Raw genomic sequence first — 21,373 nt, 5'->3', positions numbered from 1 at the left:
ATATTTTATACCTAAGTACCGTTATAAGAACCATAAATAATTAAAAGTTGAGCAATAATACTAACATCCCGCTTTGTATAATTGCATCGGAACCTTAAGTGTTTAACAAATTATTGGCTAAAAAGACGCAACATCTCATTGGACTCGACATAGGCACCCGCTATGTTAAGGCCATTTTGCTTGAGCAACATAAACAACACATTACGTTGCTCGCTATTGCGTGCGAGTCTATTAACGGTCACGCTTTTGCAGATCGTGAAATCAAAGATTACGAAGCGCTAAGCCAAGCACTTAAGAAAGTTAAACTCAGTTTAAAAAGTAAAGCTAAGCAAGTGGCTATCGCTGTCTCTGGCCAGGCGGTGATCAACAAATTAGCTTATATGGATGATGACTTAACTGATATTGAACTTGAAAGCCAGATCGAGATTGAGGCAGACAGCTTAATTCCCTACCCACTAGAAGAAATATATTTGGATTTTGAGCGCTTAGGCCCAAGTGCGAGTTATCCAAATAAAGTCGAAGTATTGCTCAGCGCCGTGCACAAAGACATCATCGACTCGCGCTTAACGTTACTAAACGAAGTAGGGTTTGAAACGAAAATTGCCGATGTTGAGGTGTATGCCCTCGCCAACGCCGTAATGCGTTTTACTGCGACCAGTGAATCAATTAATGACAATTCTGGCCCGCTAGTTGATAAGGTTGTTCAGTGCTGTATCAATATTGGTGCGTCGCAACTGCAGTTTTGTGCGGTATCCGATGGCAAGGTGCTTTACACCAAAGAGCATAATTTTGGACTTGATGTGTTGACTCAAGATAGTTGTTCAAATTTCAATTTGACACGTATTCAATACGAGCAACAACTGACAACCAATAGCTTGCCAGAAAGTTGGCACCGTGACTGCTATATGCTTTTTCAAGCCAATTTACAGCAACACGTCACCCGCGCTATTCAAATGTATGTAAGCTCAACCCATCAGCCCTCTCCGCAGCAGCTACTAATTTGTGGCGCCGTTGGGCCATTTCAAAACTTAGCCCGTGAACTAAACCAAGAACTTAACATTGAGGTGCAAATTTTCAACCCGTTGCTTGGCATGCAAAGTGACGACAAGAACGCTGAATTAATTACATCCCAAGGAGCAAATTTTGCTATTGCCGTTGGGTTAGCATTAAGGGGCTTTGCACCTTGCCACATATAAACCTGCTCCCATGGCGAGAAGCACAGCGCCAACAACAGAAAAAGAATTATCTGACGCTGTTGGTTGGCATCGGCGTATCTATGGTCTTGCTGATGTTTGCACTAAGCAAAGGAATGGATCAATTAATTGCCACTCAAGAGAAGCGTAATCATTTTTTGACTCAAGCGTTAAATCAAATTGATATACAAATTGGCAAAATTAAAGATATCAAACAGAGTAAGCAAGCGATTGAGCAGCGCATGACACTGATCGAGCAGCTTGAAGTAAGCCGCAACGCTGCGCCTATCGTTTTGGACGAACTAGCTCGCGTAGTGCCCCCTGGCATTTCTTTTAATCGCTTCGCCCGAACAAGCAACCGGGTAGAGGTGGATGGCGTTAGCGATTCAAATAACAGACTCGCTAACTTTATGCGCAATCTGGCCAACTCAGCTGTATTTAACGACGGTGAACTCTCTTCGATCATCGCCGATACTACTGCCGCTGACGCCGTGAGTGAATTTAAACTCAAATTCAATATTAGTTCTAACGTTGCGCCTGATTTTAGTGAAATTAAGGAGCAACAAAATAAATGAAATTTGATTTCAGTAAACTCAAAGAGCTCAACGAATTAGATTTCGACCAATTAGCCACATGGCCTTTTGAAGTCAAAACGGTAGTTGCACTATTTGTCGCGGTCATCACGCTTATTGGTGGTTATTACACCTTAGTAAAAGACAAATTACCTTTACTTGAAAAAGCCCAACTAGAAGAACTAGAATTAAAGCGAAATTATCAAGGTAAGTACAATATTGCCGTTAATTTGCCCGCTTACCAAGTCCAGTTATCTCGCTTAAAAAAAGACTTCTCTTCGATGCTAAAGTCATTGCCTACTAGCAATGAAACTCCTGGCTTATTAGATGACATCACCTTTGTCGGTACTTCCGCTGGTCTTACATTTAAGCTGTTGAATTGGCAAAAAGAAATACCTAAAGAATTTTATACCGAGCTGCCGATTCAAATTGAAGTGACGGGTAATTATCATGCGTTTGGCAAGTTCGTATCCGATATTGCTGCTCTACCACGTATCGTAACAGTGCATGATTTTGAAGTAAGCCAAGAACGGTCAAATCTAAAACTTACATTAGCCGCCAAAACCTACCGAGCAGAATTTACCGATTCAGGCCAAGATAAATGAAATTACGCATTTTATTTTGCTCTATGTGGTTGCTCGGCGCCTGTTCCGAACAACAGCAAAATTTAGACGCCTACATTGCTGACGTAAAACAAAATACCTCAATGAGTATTGAGCCCTACCCTGAGTTTACGACTTCACCGGCATTCACTTATGCCGCTAACGAATTACGCAGCCCATTTAAGCGATTAAAAAATGCGCCGCAGATTGAGACTGCATCCACGACTACAAGTTGTCCTCAACCAAATGCAGCTCATGTAAAACAGCCTTTAGAAAATCATGGAATAGATGCTATGGCTTTTATTGGCACCATCAAGAAGAATAACCAGAATTGGGCTCTCATCCGAACGAATGATGGCAATTTGTATCGCGCTACAATTGGCGACTATCTAGGGCTTTTTTATGGTCGCATTAGCGAGATAAAAGATGGGCGAATCACCTACAGCGAAATGTTGCCCGATGGCACTGGCTGCTGGCAAAGAAAGCAAGCAACATTGACCATGCAAGCCAATCTAGGAGAGAACAATGGCTAGTCGCCACTCAAAATTATTACCCAAACTGCTCAGAGGCATATTAACCTTTCTGTGCATGACTTGGCATATTCACGGCGTAGCGCAACCTGATGAAATTTTGATCGATTCGGTCTCTGCCGTTGATGAACTGACCCATAATCAATTGGTAGATATTCAATTCACTCGGACCCCGCAAGGTTATGGCATTGCGACATTAATCTTTGATAACAATCGTATTAATCCGCAGTTAATTGCCTCAAAACAACGACTAACGCTCACTCTGCCAAATATTAAGCTCGCTGAGGATCAGCTATTTACTTTGAACGTCGTAGAATTTTCTACGCCAGTAAAAGAGATTGAAACATTTTTTCTAAAAGGCGCCACTGTTTTAGAATTAAATTTACTTGAAGATGTGGTGTTTGAGCACAGCAAAAATCAAAATCAATTAATCTTGACGATTAAGCCTCAGTCTTCGGTGCAAGCTAAGAATGCCACTGTGCGCAGCGGTGAGCCTATTTCATTAGATTTTCAAGATGTGCCCGTGCGCAATGTGCTGCAAATTATTGCTCAAGTAAATAACTTTAATTTAGTCACCACTGATACCGTACGTGGCAATGTAACCCTGAGCCTAAGCGGTGTACCTTGGGACCAAGCCCTAGACATGATCTTAAAAATTCGTGGATTAGATAAGCGCCTAGAAGGAAATATATTATTAATTGCTCCATCAGAAGAACTCGCATCCCGCGAAACTCAGCAGTTACAAAATCGCCAGCAGGTAGCGCAGCTTGCACCTCTTATCTCGGCAAACATACAAATCAATTATGCTAAAGCCAAGGAAATAGCCAATATATTAAAGAATACTGATAGCAGTATTCTAAGCCCTAGGGGCAGTGTTGCCGTGGATGAACGCACCAATACCGTATTGCTTCGCGATACCCAAACCTCAATAGATGAGGCCCGCCTGCTGATTGGTGACTTAGATATACCAGTGAAACAAGTTTTAATCGAATCTCGTATGGTCACAGTACGCGACAATGTCGATGAGCAATTAGGCGTGCGTTGGGGCTTTAGCAATAAATCTGGCGATAGCGCCACATCCGGCTCATTAGAAGGCGCTGACACATTAAGCAGTGGAGTGGTTCCAGCTCTTAATAACAGATTGAATGTTAACCTACCGGTCACCAACGCAGCTGGGCGCATTGGTATCCAGGTAGCCCGATTAGTTGACGGCACCATTTTGGATCTTGAACTTTCTGCACTTGAATCTGAAAACAAAGGCGAAGTGATTGCCAGCCCACGTATTACCGTAGCAAATCAGCGCGAAGCCTACATCGAACAAGGCACTGAAATTCCATACGTGCAATCTACGTCTAGCGGGGCAACGTCTGTGGAATTTAAAAAAGCCGTCCTGAGTTTGAAAGTTACGCCTCATATCACTCCGGATAATAGAATAATTTTAGATTTAGTCGTCACCCAAGACACACGAGGCGATACAGTCAATACGTCAACGGGTTTAGCCGTCGCAATTGATACCCAAGAAATCAGTACCCAGGTACTGGTAAATAATGGTGAAACTATCGTGTTAGGAGGCATTTTTCAGCAGACCAGTACCGAAAATGTGAACAAAGTTCCGTTGCTTGGAGACATCCCAGTGCTAGGTCACCTGTTTAAAAACTCCCAAACGGTCAATGAGAAGCGAGAATTATTGATTTTTGTCACGCCTAAAATACTGCTCGAAAATCTAGTTGAACAATAGCAAAGCGCGCGGTACATATGGCATAGAGGCTATTTAACCGCGTTTCAAACATTCAACATATTAGGCGCTAGCAACATTTAAATTTCACCTAGACTTAACAAAGCTTGCAAATTTCAGGGTAAAGCTGAGATAATCCCGCCCTCGAAATTTCAACGAGGTCAGGTTAATCCATTGAAGGGTAGCCGCGATAATAGATTTCTACCCCCGAAATAAACAGAATTGTGAACTAAGCAAAAATGGCTGAAAAACGTAATATTTTTTTAATAGGTCCAATGGGTGCTGGTAAAAGCACGATTGGAAGACACCTCGCAGACGAACTTCATTTAGAATTTTATGATTCAGATCAAGAGATTGAAAAGCGCACTGGCGCAGATATCGCTTGGATCTTTGATTTAGAGGGTGAAGAAGGTTTTCGCGCTCGTGAAGAAACCGTCATAAATGATTTAACCGACAAACAAGGCATTGTTTTGGCAACAGGCGGTGGTTCTGTGGTCAGCAAAGCCGTTCGCAATCGCTTATCGGCGAGAGGCATAGTCGTGTACTTACAAACGACTATCGACAAACAAGTCGCTCGTACGCAACGTGACAAACGTCGTCCATTATTGCAAAAAGACGATCCTGAAACTGTTTTGCGTAGATTAGCAGAAGAACGCAACCCAATGTACGAAGATGCTGCTGACTACATTGTTGATACTGATGAGCAAAGCGCCCGCGCAGTTGCTAATCAAATCATTGAGAAAATCAATCAGTAATAGCTAAAATATCATCTCGAAAGGGCTGCGCTTATGACAACATTAACAGTGAAGTTGGGTGAGCGTAGCTACCCCATTTTTATTCAGCCGAGTTTGCTAACCCAAGCTAATAAACTCGCAGATTACATCAAAACAAACAAAGCGGTATTGGTCACAAACACCGTCGTTGACCCACTCTATAGTCAGACGATTATCAATAGCTTACCTGATATTGAAATTCAAAAGATTGTGATAGCTGATGGTGAGCAATACAAGAATCTAGCGAGTTTTGAGCATGTGATCACCCAACTATTGAGCATGTCTGCTGCCCGTGACACGACCCTGATTGCCCTTGGCGGCGGTGTTATTGGTGATTTAACTGGCTTTGTTGCTGCTAGTTTTCAGCGTGGTATGCCGTTTATTCAAATACCTACGACCTTACTCTCTCAAGTAGACTCGTCTGTTGGAGGAAAAACCGCCGTTAACCATCCTTTGGGCAAAAACATGATTGGTGCATTTTATCAGCCCAAAGCCGTGTTTATTGATACCACTACATTACAAACTCTTCCATCGAAAGAGTTTTCAGCTGGTATGGCTGAAGTGATTAAGTACGGTATCATTTATGATAAAGCGTTCTTTGAGTGGTTAGAGCGAAATACCGCGCAATTGATTAGCCAAGACGTTGATGCTCTGCAGCATGCGATTGCCCGCTGCTGTGAAATCAAAGCTGAAATTGTTGCGATTGATGAGCGTGAATCAGGCCTTCGAGCCTTGCTTAACCTTGGGCACACCTTTGGTCACGCTATAGAAGCTGAACAAGGCTACGGTAACTGGTTGCACGGTGAAGCCGTATCAGCGGGCATGGTACTCGCCGCTCAAGCGGGTCAAATGAAAGGTTGGATGAGCGAAAAAGAAGTTCAACGTATCATCGCCTTATTGGAAGCGTTCGCTTTGCCCATTGCCCCGCCTACTGAAATGAATTACCAGACATTTATGCAACATATGGTACATGACAAAAAAGTTCAAGCTGGAAAACTAAACTATATTTTGCCCACGACCATTGGTGAAGCAGTCGTCACTTCTGACTTGGATGAAACCCTGTTATCAGCCTTGTTAAACTAACCGCCGATTAACCATTTTTGAGTAAACATCTTTGCAAAGCGAATTGCACAAACGTCTTAATCATCTCATTCAGTACTCATCAGGGCTCATTTTTGTAAAGTCTGAGCCCGAATTCAGTGTATCTAGTTGCATCGATGCGTTGTTATCTGAACAAAATGAAAATGATGAAGTGGCCGTACTCACTGCGAAGCCCAGTATGATGCTAGATGATTTTCGTCAGCAATTAACCCAGCAACTTTCCAGTAAGTTAACACCTAATTCTGGCAATCTTCCCCTCGCTAAACTACTCGCACCAAGCATAGGTCAACATGAGACGGGACAACCCCAAGCCCTGCTGATTTGTATATCAAAAGGTGAGCACCTCTCAACCAGTATGCTTGACGACCTTCAACAGTTAATTGTGGCCCTGCAAAGAGGTAGTGAACGTCAAGTAAACGTACTTGTTTTCGCCCAGAGTCAGTGGATTAATAAAACGTATCAGGCTTTGCGCAGCGATCCCAGTAACAATGTTATAGTCGTTGATTCTGGTGCGGCGGTTGAACTCGCTACGAACGTATCGGGCAGTGAATTAGAACAATTAATTGCTAATAAACGACAGGCATTTGCACAACGAATCGAACAACGTAATCATGTGCCTCCAACTGAATCCCCCAGTGTTATGCAGCGCCCTTGGTTTATTCCTATTATCGGCGCGTTATTTTTAAGCCTGTTCGGCGGAATATTGCTCTCTCAGTATCCTGAGTTAATAAGCTCGTCAACGGATAGCAATCAAACGACGGTTGAAAATCAATCAAATAAAGTGCTCAGCGACGCGGATAATCCAGCATCGCCGAATGCTAACCAGAAAGAAGAAATACAGACGTTAGCCCCGAGTATAAAAACATCAAAGGGTGAAAACTCATCAAGTGAACAGGCCCGGGACGCTGACGCAACTGACAACGTTTTATTAGCTGAAAAAAGCCCATTAGCAAAAGAAAAAATAGATTCTTCAGTCGACGCTGAAAACGCAGAGCAAAAGCCTCAAGCGCTTATTTCATCAGCAGCTAACGAAGTCATCCAATCCCGAGGTGACGCCTTAGTTACAAATTGGCAAAATGAAAGTGACCGAATAGATGCAGCTAAACAAAAACAAAACACTCAGATAGAGGCTGAGGACATAGCACAAACTAACGTCGCTCCAGCAAACAGTAACGTGCAAATAGGCGTGGTAGCAAAACCCGTCGCCGCTGATGTTCCCCCCATTAGGGAAGCACCGTCTACCACAAGCTTACCTGACCCTTACGCCTTCGATGAGGCGACCATCTTGGCCCTGCCCAATGAAGGGTATGTATTACAGATTATTGGTTTTAGCGTCAGAGATGCGATACAAAAATATCTACAAAACAACGATATTCAACAGCACGTTTGGGTATACCAGACCAAGCGTTATAATAAAGATTGGTATGTTTTATTGTATAACAAACATTATCCTTCACTGCCTGCAGCTTTACGAGCGGTCACGTCGTTACCAAAAGGGATGCGTGAAGCAACACCGTTCCCTAAAGCGTTACAAAAAGTGCATCAAGAAATTAATTCTGCCAATTAAACCCATATGCCAATTGTTGTTTTTGCCTTGGCTCGTTACAATCCCTACTTTGCACCTTCTTACCCGAAAGCAGAGCCTGACAAGAATCTTTAATGAAGAATAAGAAAAATAGAGCCTTTTTGAAATGGGCAGGCGGGAAATATCGGCTGGTCGAGCAGATAAACCAACATTTACCTTCAGCGAAAAAATTAGTCGAACCTTTTGTAGGTGCGGGCTCCGTATTTCTGAACACGGATTTTTCCAGTTATCTATTAAGTGATATCAACCCCGATCTAATTAACCTGTATAAGATATTGCAGCAACAGCCCGAGCGTTACATAGAAGACGCCCAGGCGCTCTTTACCGCACAGAACAACGATTCAGACGCTTACTATGCAATGCGCGCCTTATTTAACGCCAGTGAAGATATATATGAACGCGCGGTGCTGTTTCTTTATTTGAATCGATTTGGCTACAATGGTCTGTGTAGATATAATTTATCTGGCAAGTTCAATGTGCCATTTGGTAAATATAAAGCGCCTTATTTCCCCAAAGAAGAACTGTACTTTTTTGCTGAAAAATCTAAAAAGGCCCAATTTGTCTGTGAATCTTATGAAAAAACCTTTAGTCGTGCTCGCGCGGGTAGCGTGATCTATTGCGACCCTCCTTATGCACCAATCAGTAAAACCGCTAATTTTGCCAGTTATGCGAAAGGAGGATTTTCAATGGCCCATCAGAGTAGTTTAGCGTTGATAGCAGCAAAAACTGCTTTTGAGCGGGATATTCCTGTATTGATCAGTAATCACGACACGGCAGACACTAGAAGGTTATATGCATTGGCGCAATTATCAGAACTGCAAGTTAGTCGCTTTATTAGCCAAAAAGGCAATGGCAGGAAAAAAGTTAGTGAATTACTGGCGCTCTATGTTAAACCCAGTCTAACGGGCTAGCGTTAATAGCGTCTATATCACCAAGAAATCGGCGGAACGTATTAGTCAGGTATCACAACTGATACAATTAAGACTAACGACACGATTAATATAATAAAGAAAATAATGCCCACAACAACAAACGGTACAAATGATTGTTGTTGAAAATCTCGTTCGCGGTTAGCACTGCTTTGCACACCAAAAACACTTGCTGCAACACTTTTTACAACATCCCATAGCCCGCTTTTTGTATTGTCCATAATGATTACGCTCGTGGTTGAAGATCGTCCGATTCATCAGCATAACGCGAAAGCAGCTCAAGTAAATCAATAAAATGCATTTGATAGGAAGTTGAATTCCCAGTAACCCAACCCGACCAGCTTATAACATCGGCTTGTACTTTGGCGCAGCGGTTAATTGGATGACTCATAGGCAAACCATGATCAAACGCCATTGCTTGTGGGCAACTACAGAACAATGTCTCGTTACTCACAGACGTTTTACCAACGGCCAGCATGGCGACTAATGCAAAAGCGCCGAAGCCAATTAGTCGTTTAAAATGAGTACTCATAATTCCTCCTTGCTGAAATATTTTGTTGCATTATACCTTATACTTTCGTCGAACAGATTAAGTTCAGCTTAAATGTCAGGTCATTCATCGCTAAAATGATAAAATTCTATTCGCTAATTACGTATTTATGCCGGAAATCTCTTAACCCCAAAAAGTTTGCTGGTACTGGTGCGAGTGTTTTTTGCAAATATAACTTCTCAGCGATGGGACTAATTAGTGTTAATGCTCTACTGACAACACATTTCCTATCACTACCTTAATCTGTGCCACGGTAGTTTATTAATTAGGTTCAAGTTCTCTTTTATGAATTTAATAAATGCAAAAAAAAACCAAAGTATAAACTTTGGTTTTTTTATCTGACTTGCCGTTGAACTAACGCAGGAATTTAAAGTTCGAAATCTACCCCGTAACCTACGCTAAATTTAATTGAATCGTTATCGTAAGCATCAGCACCTGTATTATCTAAATCAGTGCCAGTAACAGCGAAACTAAAGCCGTCTTTCGCTACTGAAATACCCCAGTCTGTATAACCATCTGGTACACCGTTAAAATCTTCTGCGAAATCACCTTGGTGGTAACCCACATGAAATCCTAGCTCTGCACCATTTAGTACCGGCATCCCGTAGTCGACTGAGATATAGGAAGCTTGACCAAAACCGTAATCGCGACCTTCGCCTTCGTCAGCTTCCGTGTGCGCTAACAATGAAAGTGTTGCACTAAGACCACCATAACCTACCGAGCCATACACTTCAGCAAAGTCAAAGTTTGCTTCACTGTCATAGTTGTAATACAGGTAACCAACATCATAAGTGATGTCGCCAGATTCACCTGAAAAACCGAAATACATATCGTGCTCGTACGAATAAACATCATCAGCGCCATAATTTACGTTAGATACCCACGTACCTACATAGAAGCCGCTTTCATCAGCATAATCGATACCGCCCTGTACTGCCGCGTCGTTAGTCGTTTGTGTTAGACCACGCCAGATATAGTTACTGGTAACGCTTGCGTTAGCAGTAACTTCTGCAAAAGAAGGGGCAGATGCCAACAACGTAGCCGAAGTCAGCGCGACAGCAAGTACTGTTTTCTTCATAGATGAGTTCATGTGTGTTCTCCAATAGTGTTTAATTTGTGTATTTAGGTTTTCTGTCTAATTATTCTTATGTTTGAACACTACTACGCAAGAGGGATGCCTAAATATCAGACGTCAAAAATATTACTGATAACAATTTTATTACATTGATATAAAAGGTTTTTTTAGAAAACTTTGGAAAAGGTGTGTAAATTACTCTGTGCTCTTATCGCGCATTTGCGCACCACTTTGTTGCATGAGCATTTATTTGGTGCAACATTCACACTTTAGTCCTAAGTCTTTATTCGGTAACATAAAGTTTTTGCACAACCCGAGGCTTATATGCGTCCTTTTTTGATTGCTCCATCCATTCTTTCAGCGGATTTCGCCCGCTTAGGTGCCGAAGTAGACGCAGTGCTAGCCGCTGGGGCCGATATGATTCATTTTGATGTGATGGACAACCATTATGTACCGAACCTCACTATTGGTCCCATGATATGCAAGGCTCTACGTGATTATGGTGTAACTGCTGAAATCGATGTGCATCTTATGGTAGAACCCGTAGATGAAATGATCGTTAGTTTTGCCAAAGCAGGGGCCAGCATGATCAGCTTTCATCCTGAAGCGTCGCGGCACGTGGACCGAAGCATACAGCTGATTATCGATTCCGGCTGCAAGCCAGGTTTAGTGCTTAACCCTGCTACGTCATTAGATTGTCTTGATTACACGCTTCATAAACTGCATCATATTTTGCTTATGTCGGTAAACCCAGGATTCGGCGGGCAAGCGTTTATCCCCGAGACCTTGGATAAACTGCAAATAGTGCGGAAAATGGTGCAAGCATCTGGGCGCGATATCCGAATAGAAATTGACGGTGGCGTAAAAGTCGATAATATTCGCGCCATAGCCCAAGCAGGTGCTGATATGTTTGTTGCAGGCTCCGCCATTTTTAATCAGCCTGATTATCGTCAAGTGATTGATGAAATGCGCGCTGAATTAGCCAAAGTGAATTCCTAATTAACTCCAAAAATAGAATAATTATCTTATGAGTAAACCAATTGTATTAAGCGGCTGCCAGCCTTCTGGACAACTTACCCTAGGCAACTATATTGGCGCACTTCGTCAATGGGTAAATATGCAAGACGACAATGAATGTCTTTATATGTTGGTTGATATGCATGCAATCACTGTTCGTCAAGACCCTAAAGCTCTACATAATGCCTGTTTAGACGGTTTGGCGTTGTACGTTGCCTGCGGCATTGATCCGGCTAAGAGTACTATCTTCATGCAGTCGCATGTGCCTCAGCATGCTCAACTTGCCTGGATAATGAATTGCTACACTCAAATGGGCGAACTGAATCGTATGACTCAGTTTAAAGACAAATCTGCCAAAAATATCACCAATATTAATGCAGGGTTGTATACCTACCCAGCATTAATGGCCGCAGATATATTGTTGTATCAAGCAAATCAAGTCCCGGTGGGTGAAGATCAGAAACAGCATTTAGAACTGACTCGTGATGTGGCAACGCGCTTTAACAATATCTATGGGGAGGTGTTCACCATACCCGATCCTTATATTCCAGAGGTCGGTGCGCGTGTAATGAGTCTTCAAGACCCGCTAAAAAAAATGTCTAAATCAGATGATAACCAAAATAACTTTGTTGGTTTATTGGAAGACCCGAAAAAGATCAGCAAGAAAATAAAGCGCGCGGTAACTGATTCAGATGATCAAGCCCGCATCTATTTCGATACGACTGAAAAGCCAGGTGTGTCTAACCTACTTAGCTTATTATCTTGTGCAACGGGCCAATCTATCGCTGACCTGGTACCAGCCTATGAAGATAAGATGTACGGTCACCTCAAAACAGATGTAGCAGATGCTATCGTGGCCATGTTAGAGCCCATTCAAGCAAAATTTGCTGAGCTTCGTCAAGATCAAACAGAACTAGACCGTATAATGGCTGTTGGCGCTGAAAAGGCTCAAGGTCGCGCCCAGCAAACGATTAATAAAGTATATGAGGCTATTGGTTTCGTCACCAGCCCGTTAAAGCCTTGAGGTAAGATTTAATGATTTTCAAAGCAGCCTTGAGCTGCTTTTTTTATGCCTTAAAAACTGGCACTAAGAAATCCATAAGTACTCTTAGTGCCCGTCTAAAAGGCACAAGAAGTCAGGCTGTTAGGTTGGGATAACATGCTAACGTCTTGATGCGGTTCAAAGCAAAAATACTATGAACACAATTAGTATGTTGTAAATATATGAAAGTGCGTATGGCAGTAAAAGCCATTTTCTAAACCAAATAGGACATTCGTTAACGAATTTTAGATTTGCGATACGTGCTTGGCGCAACGCCAGTCCAGCTTTTAAATGCCCTGGCAAAAGTGGCAGGTTCAGTAAAGCCAAGTACGCGCCCTACTTGCGATATTGCCATATTAGGTTGGCTTAAATAATGAATGGCTTCGTCCCGGCGTACACTGTCTTTTAATTCTTGAAAACTAGTACCTTCTTCCAGAAGCTTGCGCCTGAGAGTACGCACAGTCGTGTGAAGTTGCTGGGCAATATCAGTCATACAGATCGAGGCCATATCATCAGTGGCTTCTAGGTAGTTCAAAACCTTGCGCGTGAAAACCGGAAAGTAAGACTGGCGCTTAAACCAATCCAGTGGGCAACGTTGTAAATAGTTATTCAGGTTTTGTTGAGTTTGTACCACTGGCGCACTTAAAATAGCATGCTCGAATTCAAAATAATTACTCTGCTGCTCGTACACTACTTCACATGGGAACATCAATCGATACTCTTCATAATGAACGGGCTTGGCATGCATAAAGCCTATCTTACGTAACGGAATACGTTGGCCAATGAGCCAGCTTGGAAAACGATGCCAAAGCAACAATAGAAAATCAATCAATACGTGCTCGGGATCTCGTTCTGGTTGCGCCAACGTTAAATAAAAGCGTGCGTACTTTTCACGTTCTTCAAATTTCAGTTGTGTGGCGCTTGCGACCAAATTGTAGAAACGAGTCCCTCGTCGATACACTTGGCGCAAACTTGCACTGTGCGAAACTTGCTTGGCCATCAAGTTGAAAACACCATGGCGAGAAGGCTCACTGCCAAAGCATAAATATTCATCATCGGCGCTGCGCCAAACTGACTGCATTAAACGGCTGAGTTGTTCTGGTGTGATACGAACTTCGTTGTTGGCTAATAAAGCCTTACTCAAGCCCGATTCATTGAACAGTTTCGTCTCATCTAGCCCTCTTTCAATTGCGCGCTTAACAATTGCTTGAGCGAAATGAACAGAAATAGAATGATGTTTATAGCGCATGAAAAGTTAACTACTCGTTATATAATGCTTATACCGTATATCCCAGTATATCGACTCAAGCCGTTCGCTGGAATATGCTTATACACAAAACAAAAAAGCACCATAGGTTTCCCTATGATGCTTTCGTTACGTTGTGCTTATCTGGCAATTAACTTAAAACGCGTCTTCCGGCAATGACATAATGCTATCGCTACCTGCTTGAATAGATGCGAAACAGGCTTGTGTGCGCACTACCATATGCTCACAGAAGAACTGGACCGATATAAGCTTCGCGTTTAAAAATGCACTATTGCCTTCACCAGCATCCAGTTGCGCTTTGGCTTGCATGGCACTCTTAGCCATCAGCCAACCACCACACAAGTAGCCAAATAACATCATAAAGTTTACGCTGGCACTGCCCGGTGCATTTTTGTCTGTGGCGGCAATATCCAACAACCATTGCCGTGCCGCTACTCCGCATTCCAATGCGGCTTTACATTGCTTAGCAGCCAAAATAAATTGGCCACCCATGGCATCAAATTTATGCAAATCTTGCGCAATTTCATCCAATAATGCACCTAATGATTCACCTTTATTAACCAAGGTTTTACGCCCGACTAAATCCAGTGCTTGAACACCGGTGGTACCCTCATATATGGTTAAAATTCTAGCATCTCGATAAAATTGCGCTGAGCCGGTTTCTTCAATAAAGCCCATACCACCATGAATTTGCGTACCCAGATAAGTCAGCTCCTGAGATAATTCAGTACACCAACCTTTTACGATAGGCGTGAATAATTCGTTACGAGCGCTATTACCTCGGTCAATTTCAGCCGCCGCTACCAAACACAAAGCACGCATTGCTTCAGTAGATGATTTCATCTGCATTAACATACGGCGCACATCAGGGAACTTTATAATTGTGAAACGGCTACCGTCTTTATTGGTACCCTGTAAACGCTCTTTAGCATAATGCAACGCGTGCTGGTAAGACGCCTCAGAAACTGCCAGTCCTTGAAGGCCAACACCTTGGCGAGCATGGTTCATCATGGTAAACATATAAGAAAGGCCTTTATGCGCCTCACCTACTAAATAACCTTTTGCACCGCCATTTTCACCAAAGCTCATAACGCATGTAGGGCTACCATGAATTCCCAGTTTATGCTCTAACGATACGCAATATGCGTCGTTACGATCCGCGGGGGTGCCACTTTCATCTAAATTAAACTTAGGCACAATAAACAGAGAAATCCCTTTCACACCTGCTGGTGCATCAGGCAAACGAGCAAGCACTAAATGCACGATATTATCGGTCATCTGATGGTCACCCCAAGTGATATAGATCTTCTGTCCGGTAATTAAGTAGTGATCACCATTTGGAATAGCTTTGGTTTTTACCGCTGCCAAATCAGTTCCTGCGTCTGGCTCAGTCAAGTTCATAGTACCTGGCCATTCACCGCTTAGCATTTTTGGCAAATATGACTGTTGTAAATGTTCGCTACCATGATGAGATATCGATTCAATCGCACCTTGGCTAAGCAAAGGACATAAGGCAAATGCCATATTTGACGTATGCCATACTTCATTGACCGCACTGCCTAACACGTTCGGTAGGTTCTGTCCGCCGAACTCTTCAGCACCGGTTAACGAGGCCCAGCCACCCTCTACATATTCTTGATACGCTTGCGCAAAGCCAGCGGTTTCTTGTACGCCCGAGCCGCCATCTTTTTCAATCATGGACGGGTGATTTAAATCCCCTACTCTATTAAGCGGTGCCAACACACCACTACCTAGCTTGCCCGCTTCCGACAAAATAACCGATGCTAACTCGCTATTAATATCTTCGTGGCCCATGTCAGCACAAAGCTTATCAAAACCAACAAGTTCATTTAGAACAAACTCAGCGTCTGCTAGTGGGTGTGTGTAATCACTCATAATTTAACTCTTATCTCAGGTTTAAACTTGGTTAGTCAATTCAGGGATGACGTCAAATAAGTCCGCTACTAAACCGTAATCGGCGATTTGGAATATTGGCGCATCTTCATCTTTGTTGATAGCTACGATCACTTTTGAGTCTTTCATGCCCGCTAAATGCTGGATAGCGCCAGAAATTCCCACTGCAATGTACAAGTCCGGAGCCACAACTTTACCTGTTTGCCCAACTTGCATGTCGTTAGGCACAAAACCAGCATCGACAGCTGCGCGTGAAGCACCCACTGCAGCACCAAGCTTATCGGCTAGGCTATAGAGAATTTCGAAGTTATCGCCATTGCCCATACCACGACCGCCTGAAACAATAATCGATGCAGCTGTGAGCTCGGGTCGGTCTGACTTAGCAAGCTCTTCACTAACGAAACGCGATTGCCCCGCATCGCATTGATCACCGGTAACTTCGATAGTGGCCGAGCCACCTTGAGCGTTAACGCTGTCAAATGCCGTTCCGCGCACCGTCATAACTTTTATGCTGTCATTTGATGTCACTGTCGCTATTGCATTGCCTGCATATATTGGACGCTGGAACGTATCGGCTGAAACCACACCTGTGACATCTGAAATTTGATTCACTTCTAATAATGCCGCCACACGAGGTAAATAATTTTTGCCGTTAGTTGTTGCTGGCGCTAACACATGGCTATGTCCATTTACACGCGCCACAATTAGCTTGGCTATATTTTCTGCTAATTGATATTCATACGCAGCGTTATCTGCCAGTAGCACTTTTGTCACGCCCGCGATACTTGCCGCGGTATCTGCAACAGCTTGGCACTGGTAACCCGCCACTAATAGTTCAATGTCACCACCAATTTGCTGCGCTGCAGCTAAGGTATTCAACGTGACAGGCTTAAGTTCTTGGTTATCATGTTCTGCAATCACCAAAATAGTCATATTCGTTCTCTCCTATTACGTACTATTTAAAGTACCTTAGCTTCGCTTTTCAATTTTTCGACTAGTTCAGCCACAGACTCAACCTTGATACCCGCTTGACGCTGGGCAGGAGCATTAACACTCTCTAGGGTAATGTTATTTCTCACTTCAACCCCTAAATCAGCAGGTGTTTTTACTTCTAGCGGCTTACGTTTTGCTTTCATAATATTGGGCAATGACGCATAACGTGGCTCATTTAAACGCAAGTCGGTAGTGATAACAGCAGGCAAATCAATTTCTATGGTTTGCAAACCGCCGTCAATCTCACGGGTAACTTGCACTTTATCGCCTTCAACTTTAACTTGTGATGCAAATGTAGCTTGGGGCTGATCAAGCAACGCCGCCAACATTTGGCCAGTCTGATTGTTGTCTGAATCGATAGACTGCTTGCCTAAAATCACTAATTTTGGTTGCTCCTGTTCGACAACTGCTTTTAGTAATTTAGCGATACTTAGCGCATCGACTGAGGTATCGAGATCAATTTGTATACCGCGGTCAGCACCTAAAGCCAGTGCTGTACGTATTTGTTCTTGGCATGCTTTGGTTCCAATAGAAACCACTACCACCTCACTTGCCACACCCGCTTCTTTAAGGCGCACGGCCTCTTCAACAGCAATTTCACAAAATGGGTTCATTGCCATTTTTACATTGGTTAAATCAACGTCACTGTTATCAGCTTTCACGCGAACTTTTACGTTGTAATCAATGACTCGTTTTACCGCTACTAATATCTTCATATTCGTCTCACTCTGTTTGTGGCACCTTAGTGATGGCTGCCCGGTTTGACTCAGCATTAGCTGAAAATAATTATACGTTTGACTATGGTACTTATTCTGAACCGTTCACCTTATTACCACAAGATCGAAAAAAGTCTAACAATTAACATAAAAGGACAAAATAAGATAATGAGCAGTGGGTAAATAATAGAGCACTAAAATGATACTTATCAAGCACTGCTAACGCTGTGGGGTAATAAATGTTTTTTGATGGTACCCCCTGCCATTTTTTAGATTAACTTTAAGGGTCTATTCACTTGGCTGTAAAATGTCTGTACAAAATACACTACACTCACCCTAGTGCGCGGGGAGTAGTAAGTCACAGCAAAGCACTGTGAAATGTTTTACAATCCGCAAAATTTTTAAATTTAAGCTGCCAACCGGCAGCACTTAACCATAGGCTGTTAAATACCTTTGCTGCTAATCATCGATAATTACGATTCATTTACGCATAACCTTGCGAGATACTTCGTGAATTTAGGGCAACAAGTAAAAATTGTACGTAACGACGAAATTACCTGTGAGCAAATCGCAGCGTTAGCGCCTGACTATTTAGTATTATCACCCGGTCCTTGTACACCGAACGAATCCGGCATCACATTAAATGCGATTGAATATTTTGCAGGTGTCATACCTATGCTTGGTGTTTGTCTTGGCCACCAAGCAATTGCTCAGGTTTTCGGTGCGCAAGTTGTTCGCGCACGCAATATTAAGCATGGTAAGACCTCTTCGGTGTCCCACAACGACAGCGCGCTGTTTAATAACATTGACAATCCATTTGTTGCCACTCGTTACCACTCACTGATTATCGCTGAACATGCGCTACCCAATACACTTAACGTAACCGCCTGGTGCGAAGAAACATCTGGAGAACGTGAGATAATGGCCATAGAACATAAATCATTGGCGATTTATGGCGTACAATTCCATCCGGAATCACTGCTTAGCGCAAGCGGAATGCAAATATTGGCTAACTTTCTAACCGTATCGGCAGATAAAATAAGATTAGCCTAGAAACTTGGCTTAAAAGTAGGGCACAATTCAACCTTATAGCAACGGTTTAGACATAAAAATCAAGGTTTTCTGAGCAGAAATGACATCATCAATTCCTAATACACCTATCGTCGAATCTCGCTTTGAGCGATTGTTTATCGATATTAAAGTCGCTAAGCAACAATTGGCTGATGAAAAAATGTCACCCGCTGCAAAAAAGCAGGTGCCCACTCGGGAGTTACTTGCTGTTGAAAAGCAGGCTAGAGAAGAAAAAAAAGCCAATCAAGAAATCGCAGAAGGCTATTTAGAGCGGATATCCACTAAGTTACACAAAGATATCGCCCAGCAATTAGCTGAGGCACTAGAAGACCAAGAGCATATTGTTTCTAAAGTATTAGGCATAGACTCTGTTATCCCACAGATTTTAGATCTACTGTCTGTGAAAGCCTGTACGGTATCTCGTTTAGAGACGTTGGCGACGGATATTCCATGGCTGTACAAAGATTTAGTGAAGATGATCAACTCACCAAAATATCAACGTCGAGACAGCAAAAACAAAGTGCTAACGGCTGACACACTGCGAGTTGCGCTTAGCTTTTTTGGTATCGAAAATTTAAAAATGATAGTGCCATTTTTAACTATACGCCGTTGCCTACCACAAATAACCGACCCTTATCCGCAGATAAAAAGGCGTGTTTGGGAGCAATCGATTGCTACGGCTATGTCGAGCAAACGTTTGGCCAGCATTAGTAAGGTCAATGAAAACCAAGCGTTTACCGCTGGCATGTTGCAAAGCCTTGGAACTATCGCGGTGGTAAAATTATATTTTAGGTTGTTTGATCAGGTACAGCTCGATGCTTTAAAAGAAGCCCAGAGCACCCATAAGCACCAACGTCATGGCGCCTTAACCAGAGTTGAGCCGTCTGGGGACGTACTTCTATCCCTAATTAATAAACATGCCGCAACAGCGACGTCAGGGATTATCGAACATATGAAATTCAGCCGTTTATTTATGCACAGTGCTTTTGAAGAGTTGGCCTTAAAAGCACCTCCAAAAGACCCATTACCTTTAACCACAGTTCTTAAACAAGGTAATGCCTACGCTAAGTACCGTATATTGAAGCTACATGATTTGGTTAGTAACGATGAAGCCAGGGATTACCTACGAGGTTTTGCATTCCCAGTGGGGTCTTTAGAAGCACTTAAAACCACAGATATGCGCTCAATTGGCCTAGAGGCTGAAAATCCTCGGTAAATTTCGAAAAATTTCTGTTAATAATCATGCAACACCGTTTTATAAATTGCTTTAGACAAAATTCAAGACCAGTGGCGCTAGGCACAGACACTCACTAACATTCCTGATTTAATAGACTAAATACTTATTCACTATTCCTGCAAGTTCACTCAACCCCTTTAAAAATAAGGGTTTAGCTGCATTATCCGTGCAGACAAGGCCTTTTAAATCTGGAATAATGGTTGTCTATTTTATGCCCTAGGCTATTAAATTTGGAGACAACCTACATGCAAGTTACCCGCGAATTATTTAACGAAGTTATGGTTCCTAACTACAACCCCGCTGACATTATTCCAGTGCGTGGTTTGGGTGCACGAGTGTGGGATCAGGCTGGAAACGAGTACATCGATTTCGCTGGCGGTATCGCAGTTAACGTTTTAGGTCACTGTCATCCTGAGTTGGTTACCGTTTTGAAAGAACAAAGCGAAAAGCTTTGGCACGTTAGTAACGTAATGACCAATGAACCCGCGCTACGTTTAGCAAAAAAGCTAACAGATGCGACGTTTGCTGAAAAAGTATATTTTGCTAATTCTGGTGCCGAAGTAAATGAAGCCGCGCTAAAACTAGCCCGTCGTTTTGCTCTTGATAATTATGGCCCTGAAAAAGACCAAATTATATCCTTCAATCAAGGTTTCCATGGCCGTACGTTCTTCACAGTGACCGTCGGTGGCCAGACCGCTTACTCAGACGGTTTTGGACCGAAGCCAGGTGGTATCGATCACGTCGATTACAATGATTTAAGTGCACTTGAAGCCATGATGTCTGATCGCACCTGTGCCGTCATGATGGAGCCTTTACAGGGTGAAGGAGGCATTATCAGCCCGAGCCAATCTTTTGTACAAGGTGTGCGTGATTTGTGTGACAAACATAATGCCCTGCTTATTTTCGATGAAGTGCAATCAGGTGTAGGCCGTACCGGTGAGTTATACGCTTATATGGGATTCGGCGTAACACCGGATATTCTTACCTCAGCGAAAGCGTTAGGTGGTGGCTTCCCAATTGGAGCCATGTTAACGACGACGGCAATTGCCGCTCATTTAAAAGTGGGCACTCATGGCAGTACTTATGGTGGTAACCCACTAGCATGTGCCGTTGCCGAACGTGTTTTAGATATCGTTAACACAGCCGAAGTGTTAAACGGTGTTAAACACAAGGAGCAACTGTTTCGCCAAGGTTTAGAGGCTATCAACGCTAAATACCATGTATTCCAAGAAGTACGTGGTAAAGGTTTATTATTAGGCTGCGCCTTGACTGAAAAATTTCAAGGTCGTGCTCGTGATTTTTTAGTTGCCAGTGCAAAGGAAAAGCTAATGTGTTTAGTCGCCGGTGCAAACGTTATTCGTTTTGCTCCATCATTGATCCTGACCGATGCCGATATTCAGGAAGGTTTGACTCGTTTTGAGCGTGCAGTTGCCGCTGTCGTAAACGCATAAACCCCCTACAGAGATTGCGA

21 protein-coding genes are annotated in these 21,373 nt (G+C 42.9%); 14 read left to right on the top strand and 7 right to left on the bottom strand.

Annotated elements, in window-relative coordinates:
* The first annotated feature begins 98 nt into the window (after positions 1–98).
* The 9 genes from pilM (at position 99) to GQS54_RS12750 (ending at position 9,002) form a co-directional block, all read left to right on the top strand.
* A complete protein-coding gene (gene pilM / locus GQS54_RS12790) occupies positions 99–1,196 on the top strand; it encodes a pilus assembly protein PilM (RefSeq protein ID WP_166424373.1) in 1,098 nt (365 codons plus the stop codon).
* Positions 1,184–1,768: a PilN domain-containing protein gene (locus GQS54_RS12785; protein ID WP_166424372.1), complete on the top strand. Its 585-nt coding sequence runs from the start codon at positions 1,184–1,186 to the stop codon at positions 1,766–1,768. The genes pilM and GQS54_RS12785 overlap by 13 nt, the downstream gene beginning before the upstream one ends.
* Complete coding sequence (locus tag GQS54_RS12780) at positions 1,765–2,370, top strand: type 4a pilus biogenesis protein PilO (RefSeq protein WP_166424371.1); 606 nt, start codon at positions 1,765–1,767, stop codon at positions 2,368–2,370. Before GQS54_RS12785 ends, GQS54_RS12780 begins: the two co-directional genes overlap by 4 nt.
* A complete protein-coding gene (locus GQS54_RS12775) occupies positions 2,367–2,900 on the top strand; it encodes a pilus assembly protein PilP (protein WP_166424370.1) in 534 nt (177 codons plus the stop codon). The genes GQS54_RS12780 and GQS54_RS12775 overlap by 4 nt, the downstream gene beginning before the upstream one ends.
* Positions 2,893–4,635 carry a type IV pilus secretin PilQ family protein gene (locus GQS54_RS12770; protein ID WP_166424369.1) on the top strand — a complete coding sequence of 581 codons (1,743 nt, stop codon included), beginning with the start codon at positions 2,893–2,895 and terminating at the stop codon, positions 4,633–4,635. Before GQS54_RS12775 ends, GQS54_RS12770 begins: the two co-directional genes overlap by 8 nt.
* Positions 4,636–4,871: 236 nt before the next feature.
* Complete coding sequence (gene aroK / locus GQS54_RS12765) at positions 4,872–5,387, top strand: shikimate kinase AroK (protein WP_006990745.1); 516 nt, start codon at positions 4,872–4,874, stop codon at positions 5,385–5,387.
* Between the two features lie 33 nt (positions 5,388–5,420).
* Entirely contained in the window at positions 5,421–6,488 is a 1,068-nt protein-coding gene (aroB, locus tag GQS54_RS12760; protein WP_166424368.1) for a 3-dehydroquinate synthase, read from the top strand.
* A 31-nt stretch (positions 6,489–6,519) separates the two neighbouring features.
* A complete protein-coding gene (locus tag GQS54_RS12755) occupies positions 6,520–8,073 on the top strand; it encodes an SPOR domain-containing protein (protein ID WP_166424367.1) in 1,554 nt (517 codons plus the stop codon).
* Between the two features lie 92 nt (positions 8,074–8,165).
* A complete protein-coding gene (locus GQS54_RS12750; protein ID WP_166424366.1) occupies positions 8,166–9,002 on the top strand; it encodes a Dam family site-specific DNA-(adenine-N6)-methyltransferase in 837 nt (278 codons plus the stop codon).
* Between the two features lie 41 nt (positions 9,003–9,043).
* Here GQS54_RS12750 and GQS54_RS12745 read toward each other — a convergent pair whose 3' ends face one another.
* The 3 genes from GQS54_RS12745 to GQS54_RS12735 all read right to left on the bottom strand — a co-directional run bounded on the left by GQS54_RS12745 (position 9,044) and on the right by GQS54_RS12735 (position 10,660).
* Complete coding sequence (locus tag GQS54_RS12745) at positions 9,044–9,241, bottom strand: DUF2970 domain-containing protein (RefSeq protein WP_166424365.1); 198 nt, start codon at positions 9,239–9,241, stop codon at positions 9,044–9,046.
* 5 nt (positions 9,242–9,246) lie between these two features.
* Entirely contained in the window at positions 9,247–9,552 is a 306-nt protein-coding gene (locus GQS54_RS12740; RefSeq protein ID WP_166424364.1) for a hypothetical protein, read from the bottom strand.
* Positions 9,553–9,937: 385 nt separating this feature from the next.
* The gene (locus GQS54_RS12735) at positions 9,938–10,660 is read right to left on the bottom strand and encodes a TorF family putative porin (RefSeq protein WP_205967747.1); all 723 of its coding nucleotides are present in this window, start codon (positions 10,658–10,660) and stop codon (positions 9,938–9,940) included.
* 309 nt (positions 10,661–10,969) lie between these two features.
* On the opposite strand from GQS54_RS12735, the gene rpe reads away from it, so the two are divergent.
* Complete coding sequence (gene rpe / locus GQS54_RS12730; protein WP_166424363.1) at positions 10,970–11,644, top strand: ribulose-phosphate 3-epimerase; 675 nt, start codon at positions 10,970–10,972, stop codon at positions 11,642–11,644.
* Positions 11,645–11,672: 28 nt separating this feature from the next.
* On the top strand, positions 11,673–12,686 hold the full coding sequence (trpS, locus tag GQS54_RS12725) for a tryptophan--tRNA ligase (RefSeq protein WP_166424362.1): 1,014 nt from the start codon (positions 11,673–11,675) through the stop codon (positions 12,684–12,686).
* 253 nt (positions 12,687–12,939) lie between these two features.
* Here trpS and GQS54_RS12720 read toward each other — a convergent pair whose 3' ends face one another.
* The 4 genes from GQS54_RS12720 to GQS54_RS12705 form a co-directional block, all read right to left on the bottom strand.
* Positions 12,940–13,953 (bottom strand): AraC family transcriptional regulator, encoded by a 1,014-nt coding sequence (locus tag GQS54_RS12720; RefSeq protein WP_166424361.1) that lies wholly within the window; start codon positions 13,951–13,953, stop codon positions 12,940–12,942.
* Positions 13,954–14,106: 153 nt separating this feature from the next.
* Positions 14,107–15,867 carry an acyl-CoA dehydrogenase gene (locus GQS54_RS12715; RefSeq protein WP_166424360.1) on the bottom strand — a complete coding sequence of 587 codons (1,761 nt, stop codon included), beginning with the start codon at positions 15,865–15,867 and terminating at the stop codon, positions 14,107–14,109.
* 21 nt (positions 15,868–15,888) lie between these two features.
* Entirely contained in the window at positions 15,889–16,818 is a 930-nt protein-coding gene (locus GQS54_RS12710; RefSeq protein WP_166424359.1) for an FAD-binding protein, read from the bottom strand.
* Between the two features lie 26 nt (positions 16,819–16,844).
* The gene (locus GQS54_RS12705; protein ID WP_166424358.1) at positions 16,845–17,594 is read right to left on the bottom strand and encodes an electron transfer flavoprotein subunit beta/FixA family protein; all 750 of its coding nucleotides are present in this window, start codon (positions 17,592–17,594) and stop codon (positions 16,845–16,847) included.
* Between the two features lie 453 nt (positions 17,595–18,047).
* Here GQS54_RS12705 and GQS54_RS12700 point away from each other — a divergent pair, with 453 nt between their 5' ends.
* From GQS54_RS12700 to GQS54_RS12690, 3 genes are all read left to right on the top strand, one after another.
* Positions 18,048–18,647, top strand: coding sequence for an aminodeoxychorismate/anthranilate synthase component II (locus GQS54_RS12700; protein WP_166424357.1), 600 nt, complete (start codon positions 18,048–18,050; stop codon positions 18,645–18,647).
* A gap of 79 nt (positions 18,648–18,726) precedes the next feature.
* The gene (locus GQS54_RS12695; RefSeq protein WP_166424356.1) at positions 18,727–19,881 is read left to right on the top strand and encodes an HDOD domain-containing protein; all 1,155 of its coding nucleotides are present in this window, start codon (positions 18,727–18,729) and stop codon (positions 19,879–19,881) included.
* 266 nt (positions 19,882–20,147) lie between these two features.
* On the top strand, positions 20,148–21,353 hold the full coding sequence (locus GQS54_RS12690; protein ID WP_166424355.1) for an aspartate aminotransferase family protein: 1,206 nt from the start codon (positions 20,148–20,150) through the stop codon (positions 21,351–21,353).
* Positions 21,354–21,373 lie beyond the last annotated feature (20 nt).

The sequence above is a fragment of the Paraglaciecola sp. 20A4 genome (genome assembly GCF_011378905.1).
Taxonomy (GTDB): Bacteria; Pseudomonadota; Gammaproteobacteria; order Enterobacterales; family Alteromonadaceae; genus Paraglaciecola.
Note: the sequence above shows the minus strand (reverse complement) of the source record. Positions and strands in the feature narration are given on the sequence as shown.